The sequence below is a fragment of the Maribacter litoralis genome (assembly GCF_902506355.1).
Lineage (GTDB): Bacteria > Bacteroidota > Bacteroidia > Flavobacteriales > Flavobacteriaceae > Maribacter > Maribacter litoralis.
The window spans coordinates 1,762,075-1,781,408 of record NZ_LR733271.1; the positions used below are offsets into that span (position 1 = coordinate 1,762,075).

Genomic DNA, 19,334 nt, shown 5'->3' on the forward strand with positions numbered 1-19,334 from the left:
TTATAAATCGTAATTTCGATCGAAATTTTCAATGGGAAAAGCAATTACAACAACTAGAGCTCAAGAATCTACAAATGCTATTGAACGCATGTATATTACTATGCGCCATTTGTTTAATAGAGGGTTTTATAAGCCTAACGGCGTTTCTGGGGAAGCTTTAAAAAATGCGCTTTTACAACTAAGGCCCGAAATATATGGATCTGTAGGCGAGGAAAAGGCAGAACTCAACGGACTTATTTACGTTTTGGAAAGATTGCCAGAAGGTATAGAACAGTGTTCATTCATCAATTTAACTTCAGATGAAGGATATGGTATTTCACATATCAATCCAATAATTCCTCCAAAAAGAAGAAGAAACTGTTATCGTATCGACGATGAGCAAATGAATATTGAGATAACAAGGGGTCGTTCAGATATCTATGATATTTTAACCCACCTAACCTTTCTGTTCATTGAATCTGAGAAAATCTGTAAAAAGGTACTGATAACGGATACTGATAAAACAATTAGAGACTGGACTAAGCTAGAGAATGCGGTTCAAAAAGAAGAACTACCGCAATCGGAACGTGAAATTGCAATTATCCATACGGCAAATATCTTAGGAAGATCGTTTGAGGAGATATTAGAGGTATATAAAAAGTTCAGTACCAAAGATAATCCCGATCGCTTTTTAAAAGTAATATACTGGTTAGGTAAACTTGCACTTGATGAAGAGATAACGGGTGAGAAAAGGGCCATTACTTTTAGTGCACTTTTAAGGGAGAGATTGGGACATCATATTCACGGTGAAAGATGGGCAAATAATATAAAAGAGGTATTAACACAAAATAATCTTTTACATAGACCTATTCATATCATATCTGCAAATATGCATAGTGTAATGAATTCACTATTTGCTAAAGCAGCATTAAAAAGTGAATTTCCAAATACAGATTCATTAGAAATTTTTGAAGCACTAAGTAGTTCTGGTAATGCAGCGCTAAGAAAGAAAGTTATTGATGTAGCTGAAGAAAACGGAATGATCGCTATTGATGATACATCTGGGACAAATATTGATGTTCAAATTTTTGATACGGCGAAAATAAAAATCAATAATTGCTCGTACGAATTTTCGGAAACACAGGATGATAAAAAACCTGTTATATTTGTAATGGATTACGCATTTGGCGAACAGGCATATGAAACTATCGATGAGTTATTGAAGCCATATGTAACTAAAAAGAATGGTTCTTCGTTAATTAATGTGGACTCGGTTTCAATTATGGGTAAAGCTGGTATTCTAGAAGGGGGAAAAGGAGATTTAATGATTCCTTCTGCACATATTTTTGAAGGAACGGCAGACAACTATCCTTTTAACAATGAATTGTGTGCTAAGGATTTTGAAGGATATGGTTTACAGGTTTTTGAAGGTACTATGGTAACCGTGTTGGGAACATCACTACAGAATAAAGATATATTAAAGTTCTTTCACAAGTCCACATGGAACGTTATCGGACTGGAAATGGAGGGAGTGCATTATCAAAAAGCAATTCAGTCAGCTTCAAAAATTAGAAAAAGTATAGGCGAAGATGTAAAAGTACGTTATGCATATTATGCATCAGACAATCCATTGGAAACAGGAAGCACATTAGCTTCAGGGGGCTTGGGTACAACAGGAGTAAAACCTACATACTTAATTACAGATAAAATTTTAAAGCAAATATTTACTACATAAATGGCAAGCAATCAATCACCATCTACCCAAAACAACTCAGACGAAATTGATTTGGGGCAGTTATTTCAATTAATAGGAAGGGGCTTTAATGCTGTTTTTCGTTGGTTTTTAAGAGTTTTTCTATATTTTAAAAAGAATCTACTCATACTTATTGGCCTGGTTGTTGTTGGTCTTGCAATTGGGTACGGTCTCAATCAAATTATATCTAAAAAATATAAAACAGAGGTCATTGTTAAACCTCAATTGGAAAGTAAAAACTATTTATATGATGTTGTAACCGAAATACAATCTAATATACAAGCGAAAGATACTTTGTTTTTTAATACCATAGGTATAAATGAAGTTGATTTTACAGGTTTAAAAATTGAAATAGGTAGAGTCGCAGAGGTAAGCAATTCTGAAAGTGACTTAAAATATTTAGAACTGCTTCAAAGCTTTGAAAATACAGATGCTATTGCTGATATCGTTAGGGCCGAGTTACAAAACAAAAGCTCTTTCAACCATAGAATTACTTTTTATTATAACAATGCTGCATTTGGTAAGCAGTTTGCAAAAAAGGTTTTAGATTATATTAACTCCAATACCTATTTTAACGGGCTATTAGAAATATATAGAAATAATGCCCAAGATCGTATTGAACAAGACGAGAAATTATTAAAACAAGTAGACGAGATTATAGTTAATTATACAAGTGGTCTAGCTAACAAAGGTAATAGTACTGCAACTGATAAGATTATTCTTGATAACCAAGAACAAGTGAACATTGCTGATATTTTTGAATACAAAACAGGACTGATCAGAGATATAGAATCCAAAAAAATAGAACTAGAAGAACGTACTGTGCCAGTAAGTGTTATCAACCTTGGGGAAACACAAGTAGAACATAAGTCGTTTTTTGGGAAGAGTATTGTGTTGATTCCATTATTACTTCTTTCTGGCTTCTTCGTATTTTCAGCACTCCTTTATTTGAATAAGAAGGCAAAATCTTTAATGTAGTGTATGATAGACCAGCTATCTGACAACACAATTCTAATCACTGGTGGTGCTGGTTTTATAGGGAGCAATTTTATTGTTTACTTTTTAACGAAATACCCTAATATTAGAGTAGTTAACTTAGACAAACTAACCTATGCTGGTGATGTAAACAACTTGAGTGAATTAAGTAATAATCCTAATTACACTTTTATTGAAGGAGATATTTGCGATGCAACCTTAGTTTCAAAACTATTTCATAAGCATGAAATAAAAGGCGTAATCAATTTTGCCGCAGAGTCACATGTAGATAATTCAATTAACTCTCCAGGGCAATTCATAAAAACCAATATTGAAGGTACTTTTACGTTATTAGAGGCAGCTAGAAACTATTGGAAAGGTGAAAATTATAGATTTCATCATATTAGCACAGATGAAGTTTATGGGTCTTTAGGTGAAAATGGTTTTTTTACCGAAGGGTCAAAATACCAGCCAAATAGTCCTTACAGTGCATCTAAGGCTTCATCTGATTTTTTGGTTAGAAGTTATCATCATACTTATGGTATGAACGTAGTCACCAGTAATTGCTCAAATAATTATGGACCGAAACAGCATGATGAAAAATTAATTCCTACTATCATTAAGTCTGCTATAAAAGGATTAAAAATTCCAATTTATGGAAATGGTAAAAATGTAAGAGATTGGTTATTTGTAGAGGATCATTGTAAAGGAATAGATCTTATCTATTTTAACGGCGTTGCTGGTGAAACTTACCTTTTGGGAGGTAATAATGAATATGATAATTTAACGATAGCTGAAAAAATTTGTGAATTTATAGATTTAAAAGTACCCAAAAGTAATGGCGGTTACAGGGACCAAATTAAGTTTGTTGAGGATCGATTAGGTCATGATTTTAGGTATGCCATTGATGCATCCAAAATTAAAAAAGAACTAGGTTGGAGTGCTCTAGAAAGTTTCCATACTGGTTTAGACAAGACAGTTGACTGGTATTTAAAAAAGTATCAATCTATATAATTATGAAAGGAATTTTACTTGCAGGAGGTACGGGATCGCGACTTTGGCCTTTGACAAAAGCATTAAGTAAGCAGTTAATGCCAATTTACGATAAGCCAATGATTTATTACCCGTTATCTACGCTAATGATTGCTGGAATAAGGGATATTCTAATAATAACTACACCAGATGATTTACCGTTATTCAAAAAACTACTGTCAGACGGTAAACAATTGGGTTGTACATTTCAATATGCTATTCAGCCAAAACCAAAGGGTTTGGCAGAGGCTTTTATAATAGGTAAGGGATTTATTGGCAATAGTAAGGTAGCTCTAGTTTTAGGAGATAATATTTTCTACGGTAATGGCCTGGAAAAATTATTAAAAGAAAATTCTAAGCCAGAAGGCGGTATAATTTATGGGTATCATGTAAATAATCCAAATAGATATGGTGTGGTTGAATTTGATGAATTTGGAAAAGCTATTTCAATTGTTGAAAAACCTCATATTCCTAAATCTAATTATGCTATACCGGGAATTTATTTTTACGATAATAATGTAGTAAAGATTGCCGAGCAAATAGAACCGAGCAAAAGAGGAGAACTGGAAATCACTGATGTAAATATTGCTTACTTAAATAAAGGTAATTTGAAAGTAAGTGTACTGGATAAAGGAATTGCATGGCTAGACACTGGTACATTCAGTTCTCTAATGCAAGCTTCTCAATTTGTGCAGGTTATTGAAGAACGACAAGGATTGAAAATAGGTTGTATAGAAGAAGTAGCTTTTACTCAGGGCTTTATTGATGCAAAGCAACTTGAAAAACTGGCAAAACCTTTGTTAAAGAGTGGTTATGGGGAATATTTAATGAATTTGATTAAATGAAAATAACCGAAACAAAGCTAAAGGGTTGTTTAATTCTAGAGCCTCAAATTTATGAAGATAATAGAGGTGTCTTTTATGAGGTCTTTAAAAAAAAGGAACTTGAAAGTGTTTTAGGGTATCAAGTAGGTTTTGTACAAGAGAACACATCTATATCTAAGAAAGGAGTTTTACGTGGTTTGCATTACCAAAAAGGACTAGGGGCACAGTCTAAATTAGTTTCCGTCCAAAGAGGAGAAGTAATAGATGTAGTGGTAGATTTAAGACCAAATAGTGAAACTTTTGGACAGCATATCAAGGTTAATTTATCTGATAAAAACCGCACAAGCCTTTATATACCAAAAGGTATGGCCCATGGTTTTGTAACACTATCCAACGAAGTAATTTTCACTTATTTATGTGATAATTATTACGACCCTGAATTGGAATCGGGCATTTTATATAGTGATCCAGATTTAGGAATAGACTGGAGCTACCCGATTTCAGAACTGATCGTGTCAAAGAAAGACATGCTTCTGCCTAGTTTCAAAGATTTAGAAAAATGAAGAAAGTATTAGTAACAGGAGCCAATGGGCAACTAGGTCAATGTTTGCAAAAAATAACTCCATCATATAAAGAATTGAATGTTATATTTAAAAGTTCCAAGGAGTTAGATATCACTGATATTTTAGGAATAGAAGAAGCATTTGTAAAGGGCAATTTTAATTATTGCATTAACTGCGCCGCATACACAAATGTAGAACAAGCCGAGAAAACACCAGATATTGCTTATAAGGTAAATGCAGAAGGTGTTAAGAACTTAGCCAATGTTTGTAAAAGATATAATACGACTTTAATACACATTTCTACCGATTATGTATTTGATGGTGAAAAGGATGAACCGTATACCGTAAAGGATGTGCCTAACCCAATTAATGAATATGGTAAATCTAAATTACTAGGTGAAAAGCATATTCAAGAGATAATGGACAATTATTGTATTATAAGAACATCTTGGTTGTATTCTGAATTTGGCAAGAATTTTTATACTACTATTCTGAAGAAGGCTAAGGCTGGAGAAAATCTTTCGGTTACCGATGAACAGTTGGGTTGTCCTACTAACGCTAATAATTTGGCATTGTACTTAGTAGAAAAATTAATCCAGAATAATAACTTTGGTATAGAACACTTTACAGATGATTATTCCTGTACCTGGTTTGATTTTGCCAAGAAGATATTAATTGAGCATGAATTAGAGAAGACGGTTCAATTACGCAGAGATAAGAATTATCGTACTTTTGTTAGAAGGCCGGTAAATAGTGTGCTTTTATAACTATTATCCTTAAATCTACATTTAAAAACTTTAAAATGCCAAAACAAAAGGTATTTCAAAATATTCCATATTTTTTATTATTTACCTTATCATTTTTTCCTATAATGAAGGCGAATATTGCTTCAATGCTTGGGATGCTTTATTTGGCGACAACTTTGTTATTTTATTGGAACAATTTTAAAAATAGATTTAATAAACTAGGGTTAAAACCGTTAATAGCGAACTGTGGTTTCTATATTTTGCTTGTTATTTCTATAGTTTATTCTAATGATTATTTTATTGCATTTAAATCATTGCAAGCTAGTTTACTTCTTCTTTTTTTTCCAGCTATCACTTTATATTTTTTGCCCAGAATTAAGAAAAGTACGTTAGAGTATTTCTCTTATGGGTTTATAATAAGCGTTTTTATCTTATTGGTATATTTTTATAATCTGTTAATAGAAGCTTTAGAAGTTGACAGGATTTATAAGCTTTCAGAAAAAACCTTTTTAGAACAGCTTAAGGCTTTAAATACCTATCCTTATGAATTCGTGCTCTCTAAAGCATATAAACATTTAGAGGTACTATTTGAATCCCATAAAGTTTATTTGTCCCTTCAATTTCTCGTTGCAATTGTTCTGTCGGTTAACTTAATAGTTAAACACAAAGTAAATAATTTAAAAAAAGTAGTCTTAACTTTTTTAATATTGTTATTTATGGTAGCAATTATCTACACACAGGCTATAACTACTGTTTTGACATTATTTCTTTTAATAATCACGTTTCCTTTCTTTTATTTTGAAGGAAGCTTAAAGAAAGTTGTTTATCTATCGCTTCTAATTATTCTTGGTTTCTTTTCTTTAAATTCAGGTTTTTTTAAGACTTACTCAAATAAGAATACAACATCAGTAATAAAACTATTAAAGTCAATATCAGAAAACGATTTAGAAGAAGGCACAGATAAACGTATTTACATATATAGCTGTTCTATACAATTGATTAAAAACAATGTTATATTTGGATATGGAGTTGGAGACGTTCAAAATGAATTAAATAATTGCTATCAAGAAAATGATTATGTTGTTGCTGAATATGAGTCAGTAGGATCTAATATTAATTCTCACAATTATTATTTAAATCTGTGGTTAGCGGGAGGGATTATTACACTGCTTTTCTTTTTATTTATGCTATTTACTAATCTACAAATTGCAATTAAATCGAATAGTTTTTGCTATGGTTTTTTTCTGTTAATATTTACAATCGGTCTTTTAACAGAAAATATACTAGTTAGGATGTCTGGTGTTTTCTTGTTTGCAATTCTTAACACTCTTTTTCATTCATTAAACCATCTAAATGACCAAAGAGAAAACTGAGGTAAAACCGAAGAGTCTTGCTAAAGGCTCTATAATTTATGGAATTGGTAATATTGGTACTTTGGTAATCAATTTTTTTTTGGTTCCATTATATACCTTTTATCTTACAAATGAAGAATTAGGATATTTTGATCTTGTTGCCTCATCTTTAATTTTATTTGCTCCAATCTTTTTTGGTCATGTGGAGCTAGCTGTAATTAGATGGACACTTTCTAGTAAAGACAAGGAAAATTTGACAAAAGTTGTCACCAATTGTCTTATTATATTTATCATAGGTCTTTTAATTTTCTCTATTGTCTATTTTTCAATTGACTTTTTTTTTGCGTTAAAATTGGCACCTTATGTATTTTTGTATTTTATTTCAAATTTTTTCTACATTATAGCTAAGCAGGTAGTAAGAAGTGTGTATTCTTCTTCTCATTATGTTTTTACCGAGTTAACTTATATACTTATAGTTCTTTTTTGCACTATTTTTTTAGTGCAAAATCATGGGTTGAAAGCTATATTCATTGCTTATGGCTTTGCTTCATTAGCATTTTTAGTTTACTTATTATTTTTGAAGATCTACAAGTATATTAGCCTTGCTTTATTAAACTTTAATACTAGTAAAGAGCTTTTGACATATTCTTTTCCGTTAGTATTAAATGCAATAAGCTTGTGGTTAAATAATCAATCTAGTAAATATGTAATTGCAACATTTTTAACCCTTAGCGCTAACGGAATTTATGCCATAGCTTTTAAAATAGCATATGTAATTCAAATTTTTAACCGTATTTTTTATTATTCTTTTCAAGACAAGTTGTATGCAGTTTTTGGTAAAGAAGGGTTTCAAGAATACTTTGCAAATACCATTAAAACATACTCGGTGATTCTTTTTTCACTTTGGTATATGATGATAGGTGTTCAACAATTAGCGTTACCATTGGTAATAGACAATAAATTTCTTGGTGCTTTGAATTATATACCTATCTTAGGTTTAGGTATAGTATTTATGTCATTGTCTTCTGTTTTAGGCATTATTTATCAATGTGTAAAGAAGAATATTAATGCTTTTAAAACTTCCTTACTATCTGGTTTAATAATTGTTTTATTAGGGTTTTTAGTTATTCCTAGATATGATTTACTTGGCGCATCAATTGTTTTTACTTTAGGAAATTTTATCTGGTTGTTATATCGGTTTATAGATATTCAACAATTTGTAAAGGTTAAAATACCATATCAAAGGTTCCTATTTTACATTGTAATAGGATTATTAATTTGGTCTATTTCCATTTTTGGAACTCTTCTATCATTTATTAGTAGTTTTGTAGTTGCGCTAATGATAAGTTTATTGCTTAATAAAGATATTTTCTTAAAGTATAGTTCAATTATTTTATCAAAATTTAAACGTTAACTATTTTAATATAGCATTTGAAAGTTCTAGCATCCATATTACTTTGTTTATTCAGCTTAGTTTTTATTTCGTTGGAATGGTTTAATGCCGGCCTTTCATTTTCATTACTATCATATGGACTTCTGTTATATTATACAATGAAATCTGCAGGAGTAAACTCTGTTTTATTCTTATTTATGATTTTATTTGGCTTATACGGTTATAGTGTACCACTTTCTATTTTTTTTGAAGCGGATATTGGCTGGCATCGGGTGGCAAAACTTTCTACATGGCAGAGTGTGGATTTCACATTATTTTCATTTATGTTATCTAATCAATTGGCATTATTGGCAATTACTTTATTGTATCTGCTCTTTATAAAAAGAAGAACAATGAATATTTTGAATTCTGATTATGAGGAACCTAAATTCAGCTATTTCTACTTTGCAATAATTGCCGGACTTTTTGCGAGTATTAGTGAGGCTCTAAATTTTTTTAGAGTAGGCGGTTTTAATGCAATCAATCGAGGTAAAGCATATTATCAAGGAGCGGTAAATGACTTAGTCCTGAATATACCTTATGAAGGCTTTCTTTATATTTCTATTGGTTTATTTGCTATGTTTTTTGCATCATTAGGAAGGTCAACAAATAAGTATTTTATCTATCTTCCAATTTATTTTTTAAGTATTGGTTTTGTATTATTTACCAATTTATTAATTGGAGAAAGAGGTTTGTTAATAGTGGCTATGGTTATCTTCTTTTTAGGTTTTACCATTAAAGTAAGAATAACCAAAGTAAGGTTTTTATATTTTATACTAATTGGTGTACTATATATTGGGTTTAGCTTTTTGACCTTGTTAAGAGAGGATAGAATAAAATATAAAGGTTTTGGTAAGTTTATAAGTACGTACGAAACTACACTAGTCAGAATTATGAACCCTGCAAACAGTGAATTTGGTGCTCCTGCTTTGAATTATCGTATTTACATGGATTTAAAAGAGGAGGATTATAATTATAAATGGGGAGCAACTTATTTAGAAATTAGCACGGCTTTTATCCCAGTTTATATATATCCTAATAAACCTATTGGTATAGTATACGAATTTAGAAATACATATTTTCCTGAACGTAGAAAACAGGGAAGTACCGCTGGAACAGGTTTTTCTTCCTTAATGGAAGCATATATGAATTTTGGGTATTTTGGACCTTTTTTAATTTACTTGTTATTCCTATTTGTATTGATATACTTGGAAAGTAAGAGAGCAAATGAAAATATTTTTATAAATCTATTTTACTTACTTTCCTTTAATGTTTTTTTGATTTTTTCAAGATCCTCATCTCAGTATATATTTCAAACAACAATATTCTATTTAATTCAAATAGCTGCTGTAGTGTTTGTGTATAAGGTTTTACCCAAAAAAGTACTTGCAACCTTAAAATTTGATAAATGACAAGTTTGAAAATTTGTTTTTTCATACCCTTTTTTCCTTTTACTAAAGGGGGAGCTGAATACCAATCTAAGCTAATAGCTTTGGAACTTTTGAATTTAGGACATGATGTCTTTTTTATTTCTCAAGGCTTAAAAAATGGTCAATTGATATATGAAGATGGATTCAAAATTTATGGGGTAGAGGTGATATCAAATATTGAAGAAAAAGTTACTTTATATAAAGATTTTTCAAAAACCTTCAAGAAGATTATTTTGGTAGAAAACCCAGATATTGTATACCAAAGAATCTTGAACACATTTTCTTATAGAATTTCAACTATAACAAATAAACTGGACATACCTTACGTATTACACATTGCGGACAATTATTCAATTGAATTTAAAGGCGTGAAAGGTTTTATCAAAAAACAGTTGTTTAAAAATGTAGTAAAGAATAATGTTGCAATAATTACTCAGACAAATTATCAATATTCAATTATTAAGGAATTAGCCCAAAATAATTTAATAATCAAGGTGCCAAATATGCATCCGAAAATTTTAAAGGAAGTAATTACTAAGCAAAAAAATGAAATTTTATGGATAGGTAATGCCAGACCCGTTAAACAATTGGAATTGTATTTAGAATTGGCGAAAAGTTATGAAGGTTCAAATTATCTCTTCAAAGTTATTGGAAATTTGCCAAATACGGTGTATGGACAGCAACTACAAAAAATAATAAAGGAGAGCACTAATGTAAAGTACTTTGGTGAACAAGAAAATACTTTTATTAACAAAGAACTTTCAAGTGTTGGATTATTAATCAACACTTCTGTTTCTGAAGGCTTTTCCAATACTTTTATACAAGCTTGGATGTCCGGCACACCTGTTTTATCATTAAATTCTGATCCAGACGGTATTATAGAACAATTTGATTTAGGAGTTAACTGTAATGGTGATACTTCTAAATTATTTATTGAAATGAAGACTATTTTAGATTCTGAAATATATCAGGAAACATGTATAAACGCATTAAAAGTGTCTAATGAACTTTTTTCACTTCAGAAAAACGTTAAATTAATTGAAAATCTATTTAAAGATATTACAGGAGCGAACTAATGGACAAAAAGATTGGTAAAAAGATATTGTGGACGCATAATTTTAAGAATGAACCTGGTGCAGGTGGCGTTTGGATGTTCAATCAATACGAGTACTTAAAAGATGATGTGGATTTATATTATTTGGATAGACTTAGAAACCCATTTCAATTTATTAAGCATTTTTTTGCATTAAGAAAGTTGTCTAAAAATTATGATATAATACATGCCCAATATGGCTCTGCCGTTGGATTTTTAACTAGTTATACGAAACCTATAAAAATATTATCATTAAAAGGTTCTGATTGGTATAAGGCTCCTAATCCTTCAATTCTTCATAAAATTAGGATTTTAGTTGGGGGAATTTTTACCAAATGGTCCATTAAGAAATTTGATCATGTAATAGTAATGTCTAATAAAATGAAAAATTTAGTACTCCAGCAGCATCCTGATAAACAGGTTGAAACTATTGTTGATCCTATTGATTTAAAAAGATTCCCTGAACAGAAAGAATTTGAAAAAGAAAAAAATATTGTAAAAAAGGTACTATTCGCTTCAGTAAATAAGAACAATCCTATAAAACGATTTGATTTGGCAAAAGAAAGTTTCGATATTTTGAACATTGATTTTCCAAACACAGAATTTGTCGTGATGAGTAATATTGCGCATGAACAGGTTTGCGATTTTATGAAGAGCATGGACGTGTTATTACTTACTTCAACTCATGAGGGTTGGCCCAATGTTGTAAAGGAAATGCTTGCTTTAAATAAACCATTTGTTAGTACAGATGTAAGTGATTTAGCCAATATTGCTAATCAGACAAAATCTTGTTTTGTATGTAATGATGATCCAATAGAATTATCAGAAGCTTTAAAGAAATCATTATTGGCTCCTAAGGAAGATTTGAGAAGGTTTGTGCTTAATTTTAGTATGGATAACAGCATAAGCTCTTATAAAAGAATTTATAATAAATATCTTTAAAATTCTTACTTTAAATATGAATGAAACAGTTTCAATAATAACTCCTGTATATAATTCAGAAAAGTTTATTAAGCAATGTATTGATTCTGTTTTAGCCCAGAATTATACTGATTGGGAATTAATTTTAAGTGATGATTGTTCTACAGATTCTAGTGTAGAAATCATTCATGAATACCTTAGGAGGGACAAAAGAATAAAATTGATTCAGAGTGTAACTAATAACGGAGCTGGCATTGCGAGAAATCAGGCTATTAAACAAGCTGCCGGAAGATATATAGCTTTTTTAGACTGTGATGATTTTTGGCATGAACAAAAGCTCGCAAAACAGTTAGAATATATAAGGAAAAACAATTTAGAATTAGTTTTTAGCCAATACTATGTTGTTGAAGGTGATTCAAATTTACCAAACTTTAAGATTTGTTCACCTAAAACAGTTACTTATAAAAGAATGTTGTGTAACGATTATATAGGTTTTCTTACTTTATTGTACGATACAAAGAGAATAGGTAAAATTTTAATGCCGGAAATTAGAAGAAGGCAAGATTGGGCCTATAAATTAAAGTTGCTCAAGAGTCTAAAAATTGCCCATGGTATTCAAGAACCTTTAGCTTTTTATCGAATTGGCAATTCATCTTTGAGTAGTAATAAGATAAAGTTATTAAAGTATAATTTTAAAATTTACCATGAAGAACTGGGTTATTCATGGTTGAACTCTATTTTAAGGATGATAAATTTTTTAGTTCATTATTTTTATTATAAAGCAGTTTCAAAGAAAAAGGTCAATTATCAACACACTTCTTCATAAAATCCTACTTTTGTATAAAACCATATAACATTGTTTTTCTTAGAAACCGCTATCTCTGTATTTATAGGTAGTTTTTTGCTTACATATCTTACAATACCAAAGATTATCAAAATCGTTGAGTATAAACGACTTATGGATGATCCTAACAAACGAAGTTCTCATTCTTCGAAAACCCCAACCCTAGGAGGTGTATCCTTTTACTATACTTTAGTATTTGTTCTATTTTTTGTTCATGGGAGAGACTTAATGGACGAAGCGATTTATATTATACCTGGTTTAACCATTTTGTTTATGACTGGACTTAAAGATGATTTAGTGGTTATCTCACCAGGAGCAAAATTAATTGCGCAAGTTATTGCTGTAGCCTTCATTTTGGTTAACCCTAGTTTTACCATTCATTCCTTTAATGGATTTTTGAATATTTTTGAAATTCCCTATTATCTTTATCTTATTATAGCTGGATTTATTATGATAACCATCATAAATTCCTATAATTTAATAGATGGGATAGATGGGTTGGCATCTGTCGTTGGAATAGTAATTCTAACAATTTACACCACAATATTCTATACTACTGGAGAGTACTTTTTTGCCTTGATTAGTGTTTCCTTAAATGCATGCTTGTTGGCGTTTTTTGGTTTTAATATTTCTTCGGAAAGAAAAATATTTATGGGTGATACTGGTTCACTAATCGTCGGTTTCATCATTAGTGTTTTAACACTTAAATTTTTGGCACTTACTCCTGATGCTTATGTAGGTTTACCCTTTCTATTAGAAAATGCACCCTTGATTGCTATTAGTATATTGATAGTTCCGTTGTTTGACACTGCTCGTGTTTTTGCGATAAGAATTGCCAATAAGAAAGGTCCATTTTCTCCAGACCGTAATCATACGCATCACGTTCTTATTGACTTTTGGGGATTAAGTCATAAACAAGCTAGTTTTATTATTGGATGTTTTAATTTAGTTTTTGTAGTACTTTTTATAGTTCTTGGTAGTAAGGCAGAAAATTTAGGAATGGTTATATTCTTGATTTCTGCGGTAATTATATTGGCTTACATCTTTTTTAAGTATAATTATAATTTTACAACTTTAAAACAGAAAATCCTATTAAAGAGAAAAGTAGGTCAAATTAAGTCGAGTATTGAAAATCCTAAAAAAGAAAAATCCAAAAAAAATTCTAAAAGAGATATAAATAATTAGTATTTCAATAGATATTTTCCAAAAAAAGAAAAGTATTGGACACGTAAAAATCGTATACGATTACTTCAAATCGTTGTCTCCAGAAGACTTACAAAAGAAAGAACATAGAGATTTCTCAACTAAATAAGATTAAATAAAGGCAAAAGGTAATTTTGCAAAAATTGATAAAATGAATATTTTAATTCTAGGATCAGGTGGTCGTGAGCATACTTTTGCTTGGAAATTGGCTCAGAGTAAAAAACTTTCTAAACTATTTGTTGCACCGGGAAATGCCGGTACTGATAATATTGCAACGAATGTACCAATTGGTGTGAATGATTTTCAAGAAATCAAAAAATTGGTTTTAAAAGAAAATATTCAATTGGTCGTTGTCGGTCCAGAGGATCCTTTGGTAAATGGAATCCATGACTTCTTTTTAGCGGATGCTGATATAAAGAATATAGCCGTTATCGGTCCAGAAAAATTGGCAGCGACTCTTGAAGGAAGTAAAGAGTTTGCGAAAGAATTTATGATGAGACATCAAATACCTACCGCTCAGTATAAAAGTTTTACTTTGGAAACAGTTGAAGACGGATTCAAATTTTTAGAACAACTTAGTCCGCCTTATGTTCTTAAAGCTGACGGATTGGCTGCTGGTAAAGGTGTAGTTATTTTAAATGATCTTGATGATGCCAAAAATGAACTTAAGTCTATGTTGGTAGACAAAAAGTTTGGTTCTGCTAGTGCTACCGTGGTAATAGAAGAATTTCTAGACGGAATTGAGTTAAGTGTTTTTGTGCTTACAGATGGTGATTCGTATAAAGTGTTACCTACTGCAAAAGATTACAAAAGAATAGGTGAAGGCGATACCGGTCTTAATACAGGCGGTATGGGCGCAATATCCCCAGTTCCTTTCGCTAATAAAGCTTTTATGGACAAGATAGAGCAGCGAATTGTAAAACCTACCGTAGAGGGGCTTAAAAAGGATAATATGCCGTACAAAGGTTTTATTTTCATAGGACTCATAAAAGTTGGAGATGACCCTAAGGTTATTGAATACAATGTTAGAATGGGCGATCCTGAGACAGAAGTAGTATTGCCACGTATTCAAAACGATATGGTCGATTTGCTAAAAGCTGTTGCCGATCAGAAACTGGCTGAAATAGAATTGCAATTAGATGAAAGAACCGCTACGACGGTTATGACGGTTTCTGGTGGTTATCCTGGATCTTATGAAAAAGGAAAAGAAATTACCGGAATTGAATCTATTAAAGATTCTTTAGTGTTTCACGCTGGTACTACGCTTAAAGAAGGTAAGGTAGTAACTAATGGTGGTAGGGTAATGGCAATTACTTCTTTTGGTAGTGACTTTAAAAGGGCACTGTCTAAATCGTACGAAAACGTAGAGAAGCTTTCCTTTGTAGGAATGAATTATAGAAAAGATCTTGGATTCGATCTTTAGATAATACTATTACATCGGATTTTGGTAATGCGATAATCCGATGTAATAAATATAAACTTATAAATATGAGTGAGAAGTACTTGACTTGTCTTCTTCACCTTTCTCATTATACTTTTTCAATTCAAGCATCCAATATACAAATGCTACTGAACCAATTAGCATAAATATCCAGTTAAGAATATTTGCTAGTGCCCAACTATCAGTAAAACGCAAAAAATCCAACGGCGCAAATAATACATTTACGAACAAATCCGCGATACCTTCAAAAAATGATTTCATCTTATTACTATATTTACCAGCAAAAATATAAAAAGCTTAGATGATTTCAAGCATTTTTGAGAAAACAAAACCGGTGAATTTCATAATTCTTCTGGTTTTTTTGTTTCTATTTTACTGGTCGGTTCAATTTTACTTATTTGATTTTGAAATAAGTGAAGTGCATATTATGCCTTCAATTGGAATTTTATCTGTTGTTCTTTTTAGCGTTTTTGTTGTTGACTTTATTGTAAAACGCAATAAACTCACGGGCACAAATTCTTATGCAATATTGTTTTTTACGTTGCTTTTTGTGGTGTTTCCTGAAACTTTGGTTGATAATAAGGCTATTTTAACCAGTTTTTTTCTCCTTTTGGCCATGAGGCGTTTATTGAGTATAAAATCTTTAAAGAATATTAAACTCAAGATTTTTGATGCCGGACTTTGGATCTGCATTGCAAGTGTTTTTTATGAATGGGCGTTGCTGTACTTACTGTTGGTATTTGCAGCTATTTTTATTTATGAGCCAAAAAATATCAGAAACTGGTTGGTAATTTTATCTGTTGGCTTCTGTTATTTTATGATTCTATACGGTATTTTATTACTTCTTGATAAGCCCAACTTTTTTCAAGAACATTACGATTTCGCAATTGATTACGACGCAATATTTCCTATTCAATGGTGGACAAGCTTAAAAATGACACTTTATGCCGTTTTAAATATAGCTATGGCTTTTTCTGCCTTTATTCAGTTAAGTAAATCTGGGGTTGGTAAGGTTATAGTAATGAGGTTAATCGCATTTTCATTTATTATTGGACTCATAGTGAACATTTTAGTTACTTCAGATAATAACAATGCAGTGATAATCACCTTTTTTCCTTCAGTAGTTTTCATCGTAAATTATCTTCAATCTATTAAAAAACCTAAGTTTTTAGAACTGGTAGTTATAACTAGTATAATAGTTCCTATAATTGTCTACTTGGTAAAATTATAGGTTACCACTATAAACTTTATCTTTGTAAAAAAGGCTCTTATGTTTAGCGAATTCGCGTTTAAAATTTTTAATGACAGTATTGAAAAATATCATGTAAAGGATGATGTGTACCAAAGTTTTGAAAATCCTTATGCTAAAGAGGATATAGAACATTTATTATATCGAAAAAATTGGATCGATACTGTACAATGGCACTATGAAGATATTATTAGAAATCCTGATATAAATCCTGATGATGCTTTGGTCTTAAAGCGAAAAATTGATGCTAGTAATCAAGATAGAACCGACTTGGTTGAATTTATCGATAGTTATTTTCTAAATAAATACCAATCGGTAGATGTTAAGCCAAGTGCCACTATTAATACCGAGAGCCCTGCTTGGGCTATTGATAGGTTATCGATTTTGGCATTAAAGATCTATCATATGAAAGAAGAAGCTACCAGGGCAGATGCAACTTTGGCACATAGAGAAAAGTGTCAAACGAAGTTGGAAGTTTTATTGGAACAAAAAAATGATCTTTCACAGGCGATAGACCAGTTACTTTTTGATATTGAAAGTGGTACCAAGTATATGAAGGTGTATAAACAAATGAAAATGTATAATGATGAGGAACTAAACCCCATCCTTCGTGGCAATAAATAGTTCTAAACATATATTGGTCATAAGACTCTCTGCAATGGGAGATGTTGCCATGTCCGTTCCAGTGATCGCAGGTATCGTTAAAAAATACCCCGATGTAAAAATCACTGTGTTAACAAAAGCTTTTACTGCTCCCATTTTCCATGATATACCTAATGTTTCTCTTTTTAAAGCGGATGTAAAAGGTAAGCATAAAGGCGTTTTGGGTCTTTGGAAGCTGTATAAAGAACTAAGAGCATTAAATATTGATGCTGTAGCGGATATTCATAATGTACTACGAAGTACAATTTTGAAGCAGTTTTTTAGACTGTCATCTATTCCGTTTGTACAACTTGATAAGGGTAGGGCAGAAAAGAAAGCGTTAATTGACGGCAATAGGACCGTTTTTAAGCCTCTAAAAACCACTTTTAATAGATATGCTGATGTATTTGGGTTGCTTGGCTTTCCCATTCTTAAAAGTGAATTGGTGAGTTTGGCTAAAAAATCTGCACCCAAAAGTTTTGAAGATTTAGTTCGCGATCAAAATCAGCAATTGATAGGTATTGCACCTTTTGCCGCTTTTCAAGGAAAAATGTATCCTTTGCACTTGATGCAAAAAGTGGTTTCGCAGCTGGTTAGTACCGAACAGTATAAAATTGTACTATTTGGAGGTGGCGCCAGAGAAATAGAAGTATTAGCAAGTTGGGAAAAGCAATTTGCTAATTGTGTCAACGCTGCGGGTAAGTTATCGTTTTTAGAAGAACTTAGTTTAATCTCAAACTTGAATTTGATGCTCGCCATGGATAGCGGAAATGCACATTTGGCAGCCATGTATGCAGTGCCAACCGTAACTATTTGGGGTGTAACGCATCCGTATGCTGGTTTTGCACCTTTTAATCAGCCAGAGGGTAATGCTATTTTATCCGACAGAAAAAAATATCCTGCTATACCAACTTCCATTTATGGTAACAAATATCCAGAAGGCTATGATAAAGTCATGGAAACTATCCACCCCGAAACAATCGTTCAAAAAATAAGTGAAATTTTAAATGTCTGAGTTTAAGAGGTAATTACTTTGGCTTCAATACTTTTAAAATATTGTTTTAATTGAGACATGAATCGGTATTTTTTAGCAGCTGGTGCTGAACTTGTCATTAATGTTCGTACTCCGAAATATGAACTCATCAAAAATGTTGCTGCAGCTTCACAATCAACATGTCTATCGAGGTATCCATTAAATTTTCCTTTCTGTAAAGTGGTTACCAAGTTTACCTCCCAAACCGTTACAATTTCATTTAAATGCTTCATGATCACATCGTTCTTACCGTTAAATTCAGATAAGAAGTTGCTAAGAATAAAACCATAGTCCATTTCGTTATGAACAGCGGTTTCCATAGCATCGTCAAAACATTTGGTAATTAAGGTTAGAGGATTATCGTGACCTTCAATCGGTTCAATTAACATGCTGTATACTTTGCGAGCCAATAAGTTCTGTATAATTTGAACAAAGAAGTCTTCTTTAGAGTCAAAATGATAATAGAATGCGCCTTTAGACAGGTCAAGTCTTTTTAAAATATCGTCTACGCTGGTATTATAATAACCTTGGGCATAAAACAACTCCAATCCTGTGGTCTGCATACGTTGCATGGTAGCCATGCGCTTTAAACTCTTGTTCATAATATTGAGATTTGGGTAAAACTGACCATGTGGTCTTTTTATAGAACTCCCAATTTGTATATTGCTTCAGAATTTATAGATAAGATGCATAGTTTTTCGATGAACGCACCTTTTGTTGTTGAAAAACAACACTTTAGAATTGTCTTGCAGACCGCTTGGTTGGTTCCGTTTTAAGAAATTACAGCTATTTGACAAGAAAAAACCGCTCAGTGCATGCACT

19 protein-coding genes are annotated in these 19,334 nt (G+C 31.4%); 17 read left to right on the forward strand and 2 right to left on the reverse strand.

The features are described from left to right. The first annotated feature begins 31 nt into the window (after positions 1-31). The 14 genes from EXIGUO8A_RS07370 to purD all read left to right on the forward strand — a co-directional run bounded on the left by EXIGUO8A_RS07370 (position 32) and on the right by purD (position 15,570). Positions 32-1,714: a DUF6909 family protein gene (locus tag EXIGUO8A_RS07370; RefSeq protein ID WP_116771597.1), complete on the forward strand. Its 1,683-nt coding sequence runs from the start codon at positions 32-34 to the stop codon at positions 1,712-1,714. After that, positions 1,715-2,710: a hypothetical protein gene (locus tag EXIGUO8A_RS07375; protein ID WP_159302603.1), complete on the forward strand. Its 996-nt coding sequence runs from the start codon at positions 1,715-1,717 to the stop codon at positions 2,708-2,710. It abuts the gene before it with no gap. A gap of 3 nt (positions 2,711-2,713) precedes the next feature. Continuing rightward, on the forward strand, positions 2,714-3,721 hold the full coding sequence (gene rfbB / locus EXIGUO8A_RS07380) for a dTDP-glucose 4,6-dehydratase (RefSeq protein WP_159302604.1): 1,008 nt from the start codon (positions 2,714-2,716) through the stop codon (positions 3,719-3,721). 2 nt (positions 3,722-3,723) lie between these two features. Beyond that, positions 3,724-4,584 (forward strand): glucose-1-phosphate thymidylyltransferase RfbA, encoded by an 861-nt coding sequence (gene rfbA, locus EXIGUO8A_RS07385; RefSeq protein WP_159302605.1) that lies wholly within the window; start codon positions 3,724-3,726, stop codon positions 4,582-4,584. Beyond that, on the forward strand, positions 4,581-5,126 hold the full coding sequence (gene rfbC, locus EXIGUO8A_RS07390; protein WP_159302606.1) for a dTDP-4-dehydrorhamnose 3,5-epimerase: 546 nt from the start codon (positions 4,581-4,583) through the stop codon (positions 5,124-5,126). The genes rfbA and rfbC overlap by 4 nt, the downstream gene beginning before the upstream one ends. Next, positions 5,123-5,893 (forward strand): dTDP-4-dehydrorhamnose reductase, encoded by a 771-nt coding sequence (gene rfbD / locus EXIGUO8A_RS07395; protein WP_159302607.1) that lies wholly within the window; start codon positions 5,123-5,125, stop codon positions 5,891-5,893. The genes rfbC and rfbD overlap by 4 nt, the downstream gene beginning before the upstream one ends. Before the next feature lie 35 nt (positions 5,894-5,928). Then, on the forward strand, positions 5,929-7,245 hold the full coding sequence (locus EXIGUO8A_RS07400) for an O-antigen ligase family protein (RefSeq protein ID WP_159302608.1): 1,317 nt from the start codon (positions 5,929-5,931) through the stop codon (positions 7,243-7,245). Next, positions 7,226-8,638 (forward strand): lipopolysaccharide biosynthesis protein, encoded by a 1,413-nt coding sequence (locus EXIGUO8A_RS07405; RefSeq protein WP_159302609.1) that lies wholly within the window; start codon positions 7,226-7,228, stop codon positions 8,636-8,638. The genes EXIGUO8A_RS07400 and EXIGUO8A_RS07405 overlap by 20 nt, the downstream gene beginning before the upstream one ends. A 17-nt stretch (positions 8,639-8,655) precedes the next feature. Then, complete coding sequence (locus EXIGUO8A_RS07410) at positions 8,656-10,068, forward strand: O-antigen polymerase (RefSeq protein WP_159302610.1); 1,413 nt, start codon at positions 8,656-8,658, stop codon at positions 10,066-10,068. Beyond that, positions 10,065-11,162: a glycosyltransferase gene (locus EXIGUO8A_RS07415; protein ID WP_159302611.1), complete on the forward strand. Its 1,098-nt coding sequence runs from the start codon at positions 10,065-10,067 to the stop codon at positions 11,160-11,162. Before EXIGUO8A_RS07410 ends, EXIGUO8A_RS07415 begins: the two co-directional genes overlap by 4 nt. Continuing rightward, positions 11,162-12,121, forward strand: coding sequence for a glycosyltransferase (locus tag EXIGUO8A_RS07420; RefSeq protein ID WP_159302612.1), 960 nt, complete (start codon positions 11,162-11,164; stop codon positions 12,119-12,121). Before EXIGUO8A_RS07415 ends, EXIGUO8A_RS07420 begins: the two co-directional genes overlap by 1 nt. A 16-nt stretch (positions 12,122-12,137) precedes the next feature. Beyond that, a complete protein-coding gene (locus EXIGUO8A_RS07425) occupies positions 12,138-12,926 on the forward strand; it encodes a glycosyltransferase family 2 protein (protein ID WP_159302613.1) in 789 nt (262 codons plus the stop codon). A gap of 132 nt (positions 12,927-13,058) precedes the next feature. Further along, positions 13,059-14,129, forward strand: a complete 1,071-nt coding sequence (locus EXIGUO8A_RS07430) for an MraY family glycosyltransferase (protein WP_236564452.1) — start codon at positions 13,059-13,061, stop codon at positions 14,127-14,129. A gap of 169 nt (positions 14,130-14,298) precedes the next feature. Then, a complete protein-coding gene (purD, locus tag EXIGUO8A_RS07435; protein ID WP_159302615.1) occupies positions 14,299-15,570 on the forward strand; it encodes a phosphoribosylamine--glycine ligase in 1,272 nt (423 codons plus the stop codon). A 57-nt stretch (positions 15,571-15,627) separates the two neighbouring features. Here purD and EXIGUO8A_RS07440 read toward each other — a convergent pair whose 3' ends face one another. Continuing rightward, on the reverse strand, positions 15,628-15,849 hold the full coding sequence (locus tag EXIGUO8A_RS07440; protein ID WP_058104550.1) for a DUF6341 family protein: 222 nt from the start codon (positions 15,847-15,849) through the stop codon (positions 15,628-15,630). A 40-nt stretch (positions 15,850-15,889) separates the two neighbouring features. On the opposite strand from EXIGUO8A_RS07440, the gene EXIGUO8A_RS07445 reads away from it, so the two are divergent. The 3 genes from EXIGUO8A_RS07445 to EXIGUO8A_RS07455 are packed head-to-tail and all read left to right on the forward strand — an operon-like array spanning position 15,890 to position 18,494. Then, entirely contained in the window at positions 15,890-16,819 is a 930-nt protein-coding gene (locus tag EXIGUO8A_RS07445; RefSeq protein WP_159302616.1) for a DUF6427 family protein, read from the forward strand. Positions 16,820-16,858: 39 nt separating this feature from the next. Next, positions 16,859-17,461, forward strand: a complete 603-nt coding sequence (locus EXIGUO8A_RS07450; RefSeq protein WP_116771617.1) for a DUF4254 domain-containing protein — start codon at positions 16,859-16,861, stop codon at positions 17,459-17,461. Further along, positions 17,448-18,494: a glycosyltransferase family 9 protein gene (locus tag EXIGUO8A_RS07455; RefSeq protein ID WP_317164582.1), complete on the forward strand. Its 1,047-nt coding sequence runs from the start codon at positions 17,448-17,450 to the stop codon at positions 18,492-18,494. The genes EXIGUO8A_RS07450 and EXIGUO8A_RS07455 overlap by 14 nt, the downstream gene beginning before the upstream one ends. Positions 18,495-18,496: 2 nt before the next feature. Here the strand turns inward: EXIGUO8A_RS07455 and EXIGUO8A_RS07460 are convergent, their stop codons facing one another. After that, positions 18,497-19,114 carry a TetR/AcrR family transcriptional regulator gene (locus EXIGUO8A_RS07460; protein WP_159302617.1) on the reverse strand — a complete coding sequence of 206 codons (618 nt, stop codon included), beginning with the start codon at positions 19,112-19,114 and terminating at the stop codon, positions 18,497-18,499. Positions 19,115-19,334: the final 220 nt, after the last annotated feature.

Coding starts and splice junctions, on each gene's coding strand:
- EXIGUO8A_RS07445 (WP_159302616.1), top strand. CDS start 15,890: ATGATTTCAAGCATTTTTGAGAAAACAAAACCGGTGAATTTCATAATT.
- EXIGUO8A_RS07425 (WP_159302613.1), top strand. CDS start 12,138: ATGAATGAAACAGTTTCAATAATAACTCCTGTATATAATTCAGAAAAG.
- EXIGUO8A_RS07430 (WP_236564452.1), top strand. CDS start 13,059: ATGGATGATCCTAACAAACGAAGTTCTCATTCTTCGAAAACCCCAACC.
- EXIGUO8A_RS07405 (WP_159302609.1), top strand. CDS start 7,226: ATGACCAAAGAGAAAACTGAGGTAAAACCGAAGAGTCTTGCTAAAGGC.
- EXIGUO8A_RS07415 (WP_159302611.1), top strand. CDS start 10,065: ATGACAAGTTTGAAAATTTGTTTTTTCATACCCTTTTTTCCTTTTACT.
- EXIGUO8A_RS07375 (WP_159302603.1), top strand. CDS start 1,715: ATGGCAAGCAATCAATCACCATCTACCCAAAACAACTCAGACGAAATT.
- rfbD (WP_159302607.1), top strand. CDS start 5,123: ATGAAGAAAGTATTAGTAACAGGAGCCAATGGGCAACTAGGTCAATGT.
- EXIGUO8A_RS07460 (WP_159302617.1), bottom strand. CDS start 19,114: ATGAACAAGAGTTTAAAGCGCATGGCTACCATGCAACGTATGCAGACC.
- EXIGUO8A_RS07420 (WP_159302612.1), top strand. CDS start 11,162: ATGGACAAAAAGATTGGTAAAAAGATATTGTGGACGCATAATTTTAAG.
- EXIGUO8A_RS07400 (WP_159302608.1), top strand. CDS start 5,929: ATGCCAAAACAAAAGGTATTTCAAAATATTCCATATTTTTTATTATTT.
- rfbB (WP_159302604.1), top strand. CDS start 2,714: ATGATAGACCAGCTATCTGACAACACAATTCTAATCACTGGTGGTGCT.
- EXIGUO8A_RS07370 (WP_116771597.1), top strand. CDS start 32: ATGGGAAAAGCAATTACAACAACTAGAGCTCAAGAATCTACAAATGCT.
- EXIGUO8A_RS07450 (WP_116771617.1), top strand. CDS start 16,859: ATGTTTAGCGAATTCGCGTTTAAAATTTTTAATGACAGTATTGAAAAA.
- EXIGUO8A_RS07440 (WP_058104550.1), bottom strand. CDS start 15,849: ATGAAATCATTTTTTGAAGGTATCGCGGATTTGTTCGTAAATGTATTA.
- rfbA (WP_159302605.1), top strand. CDS start 3,724: ATGAAAGGAATTTTACTTGCAGGAGGTACGGGATCGCGACTTTGGCCT.
- purD (WP_159302615.1), top strand. CDS start 14,299: ATGAATATTTTAATTCTAGGATCAGGTGGTCGTGAGCATACTTTTGCT.
- rfbC (WP_159302606.1), top strand. CDS start 4,581: ATGAAAATAACCGAAACAAAGCTAAAGGGTTGTTTAATTCTAGAGCCT.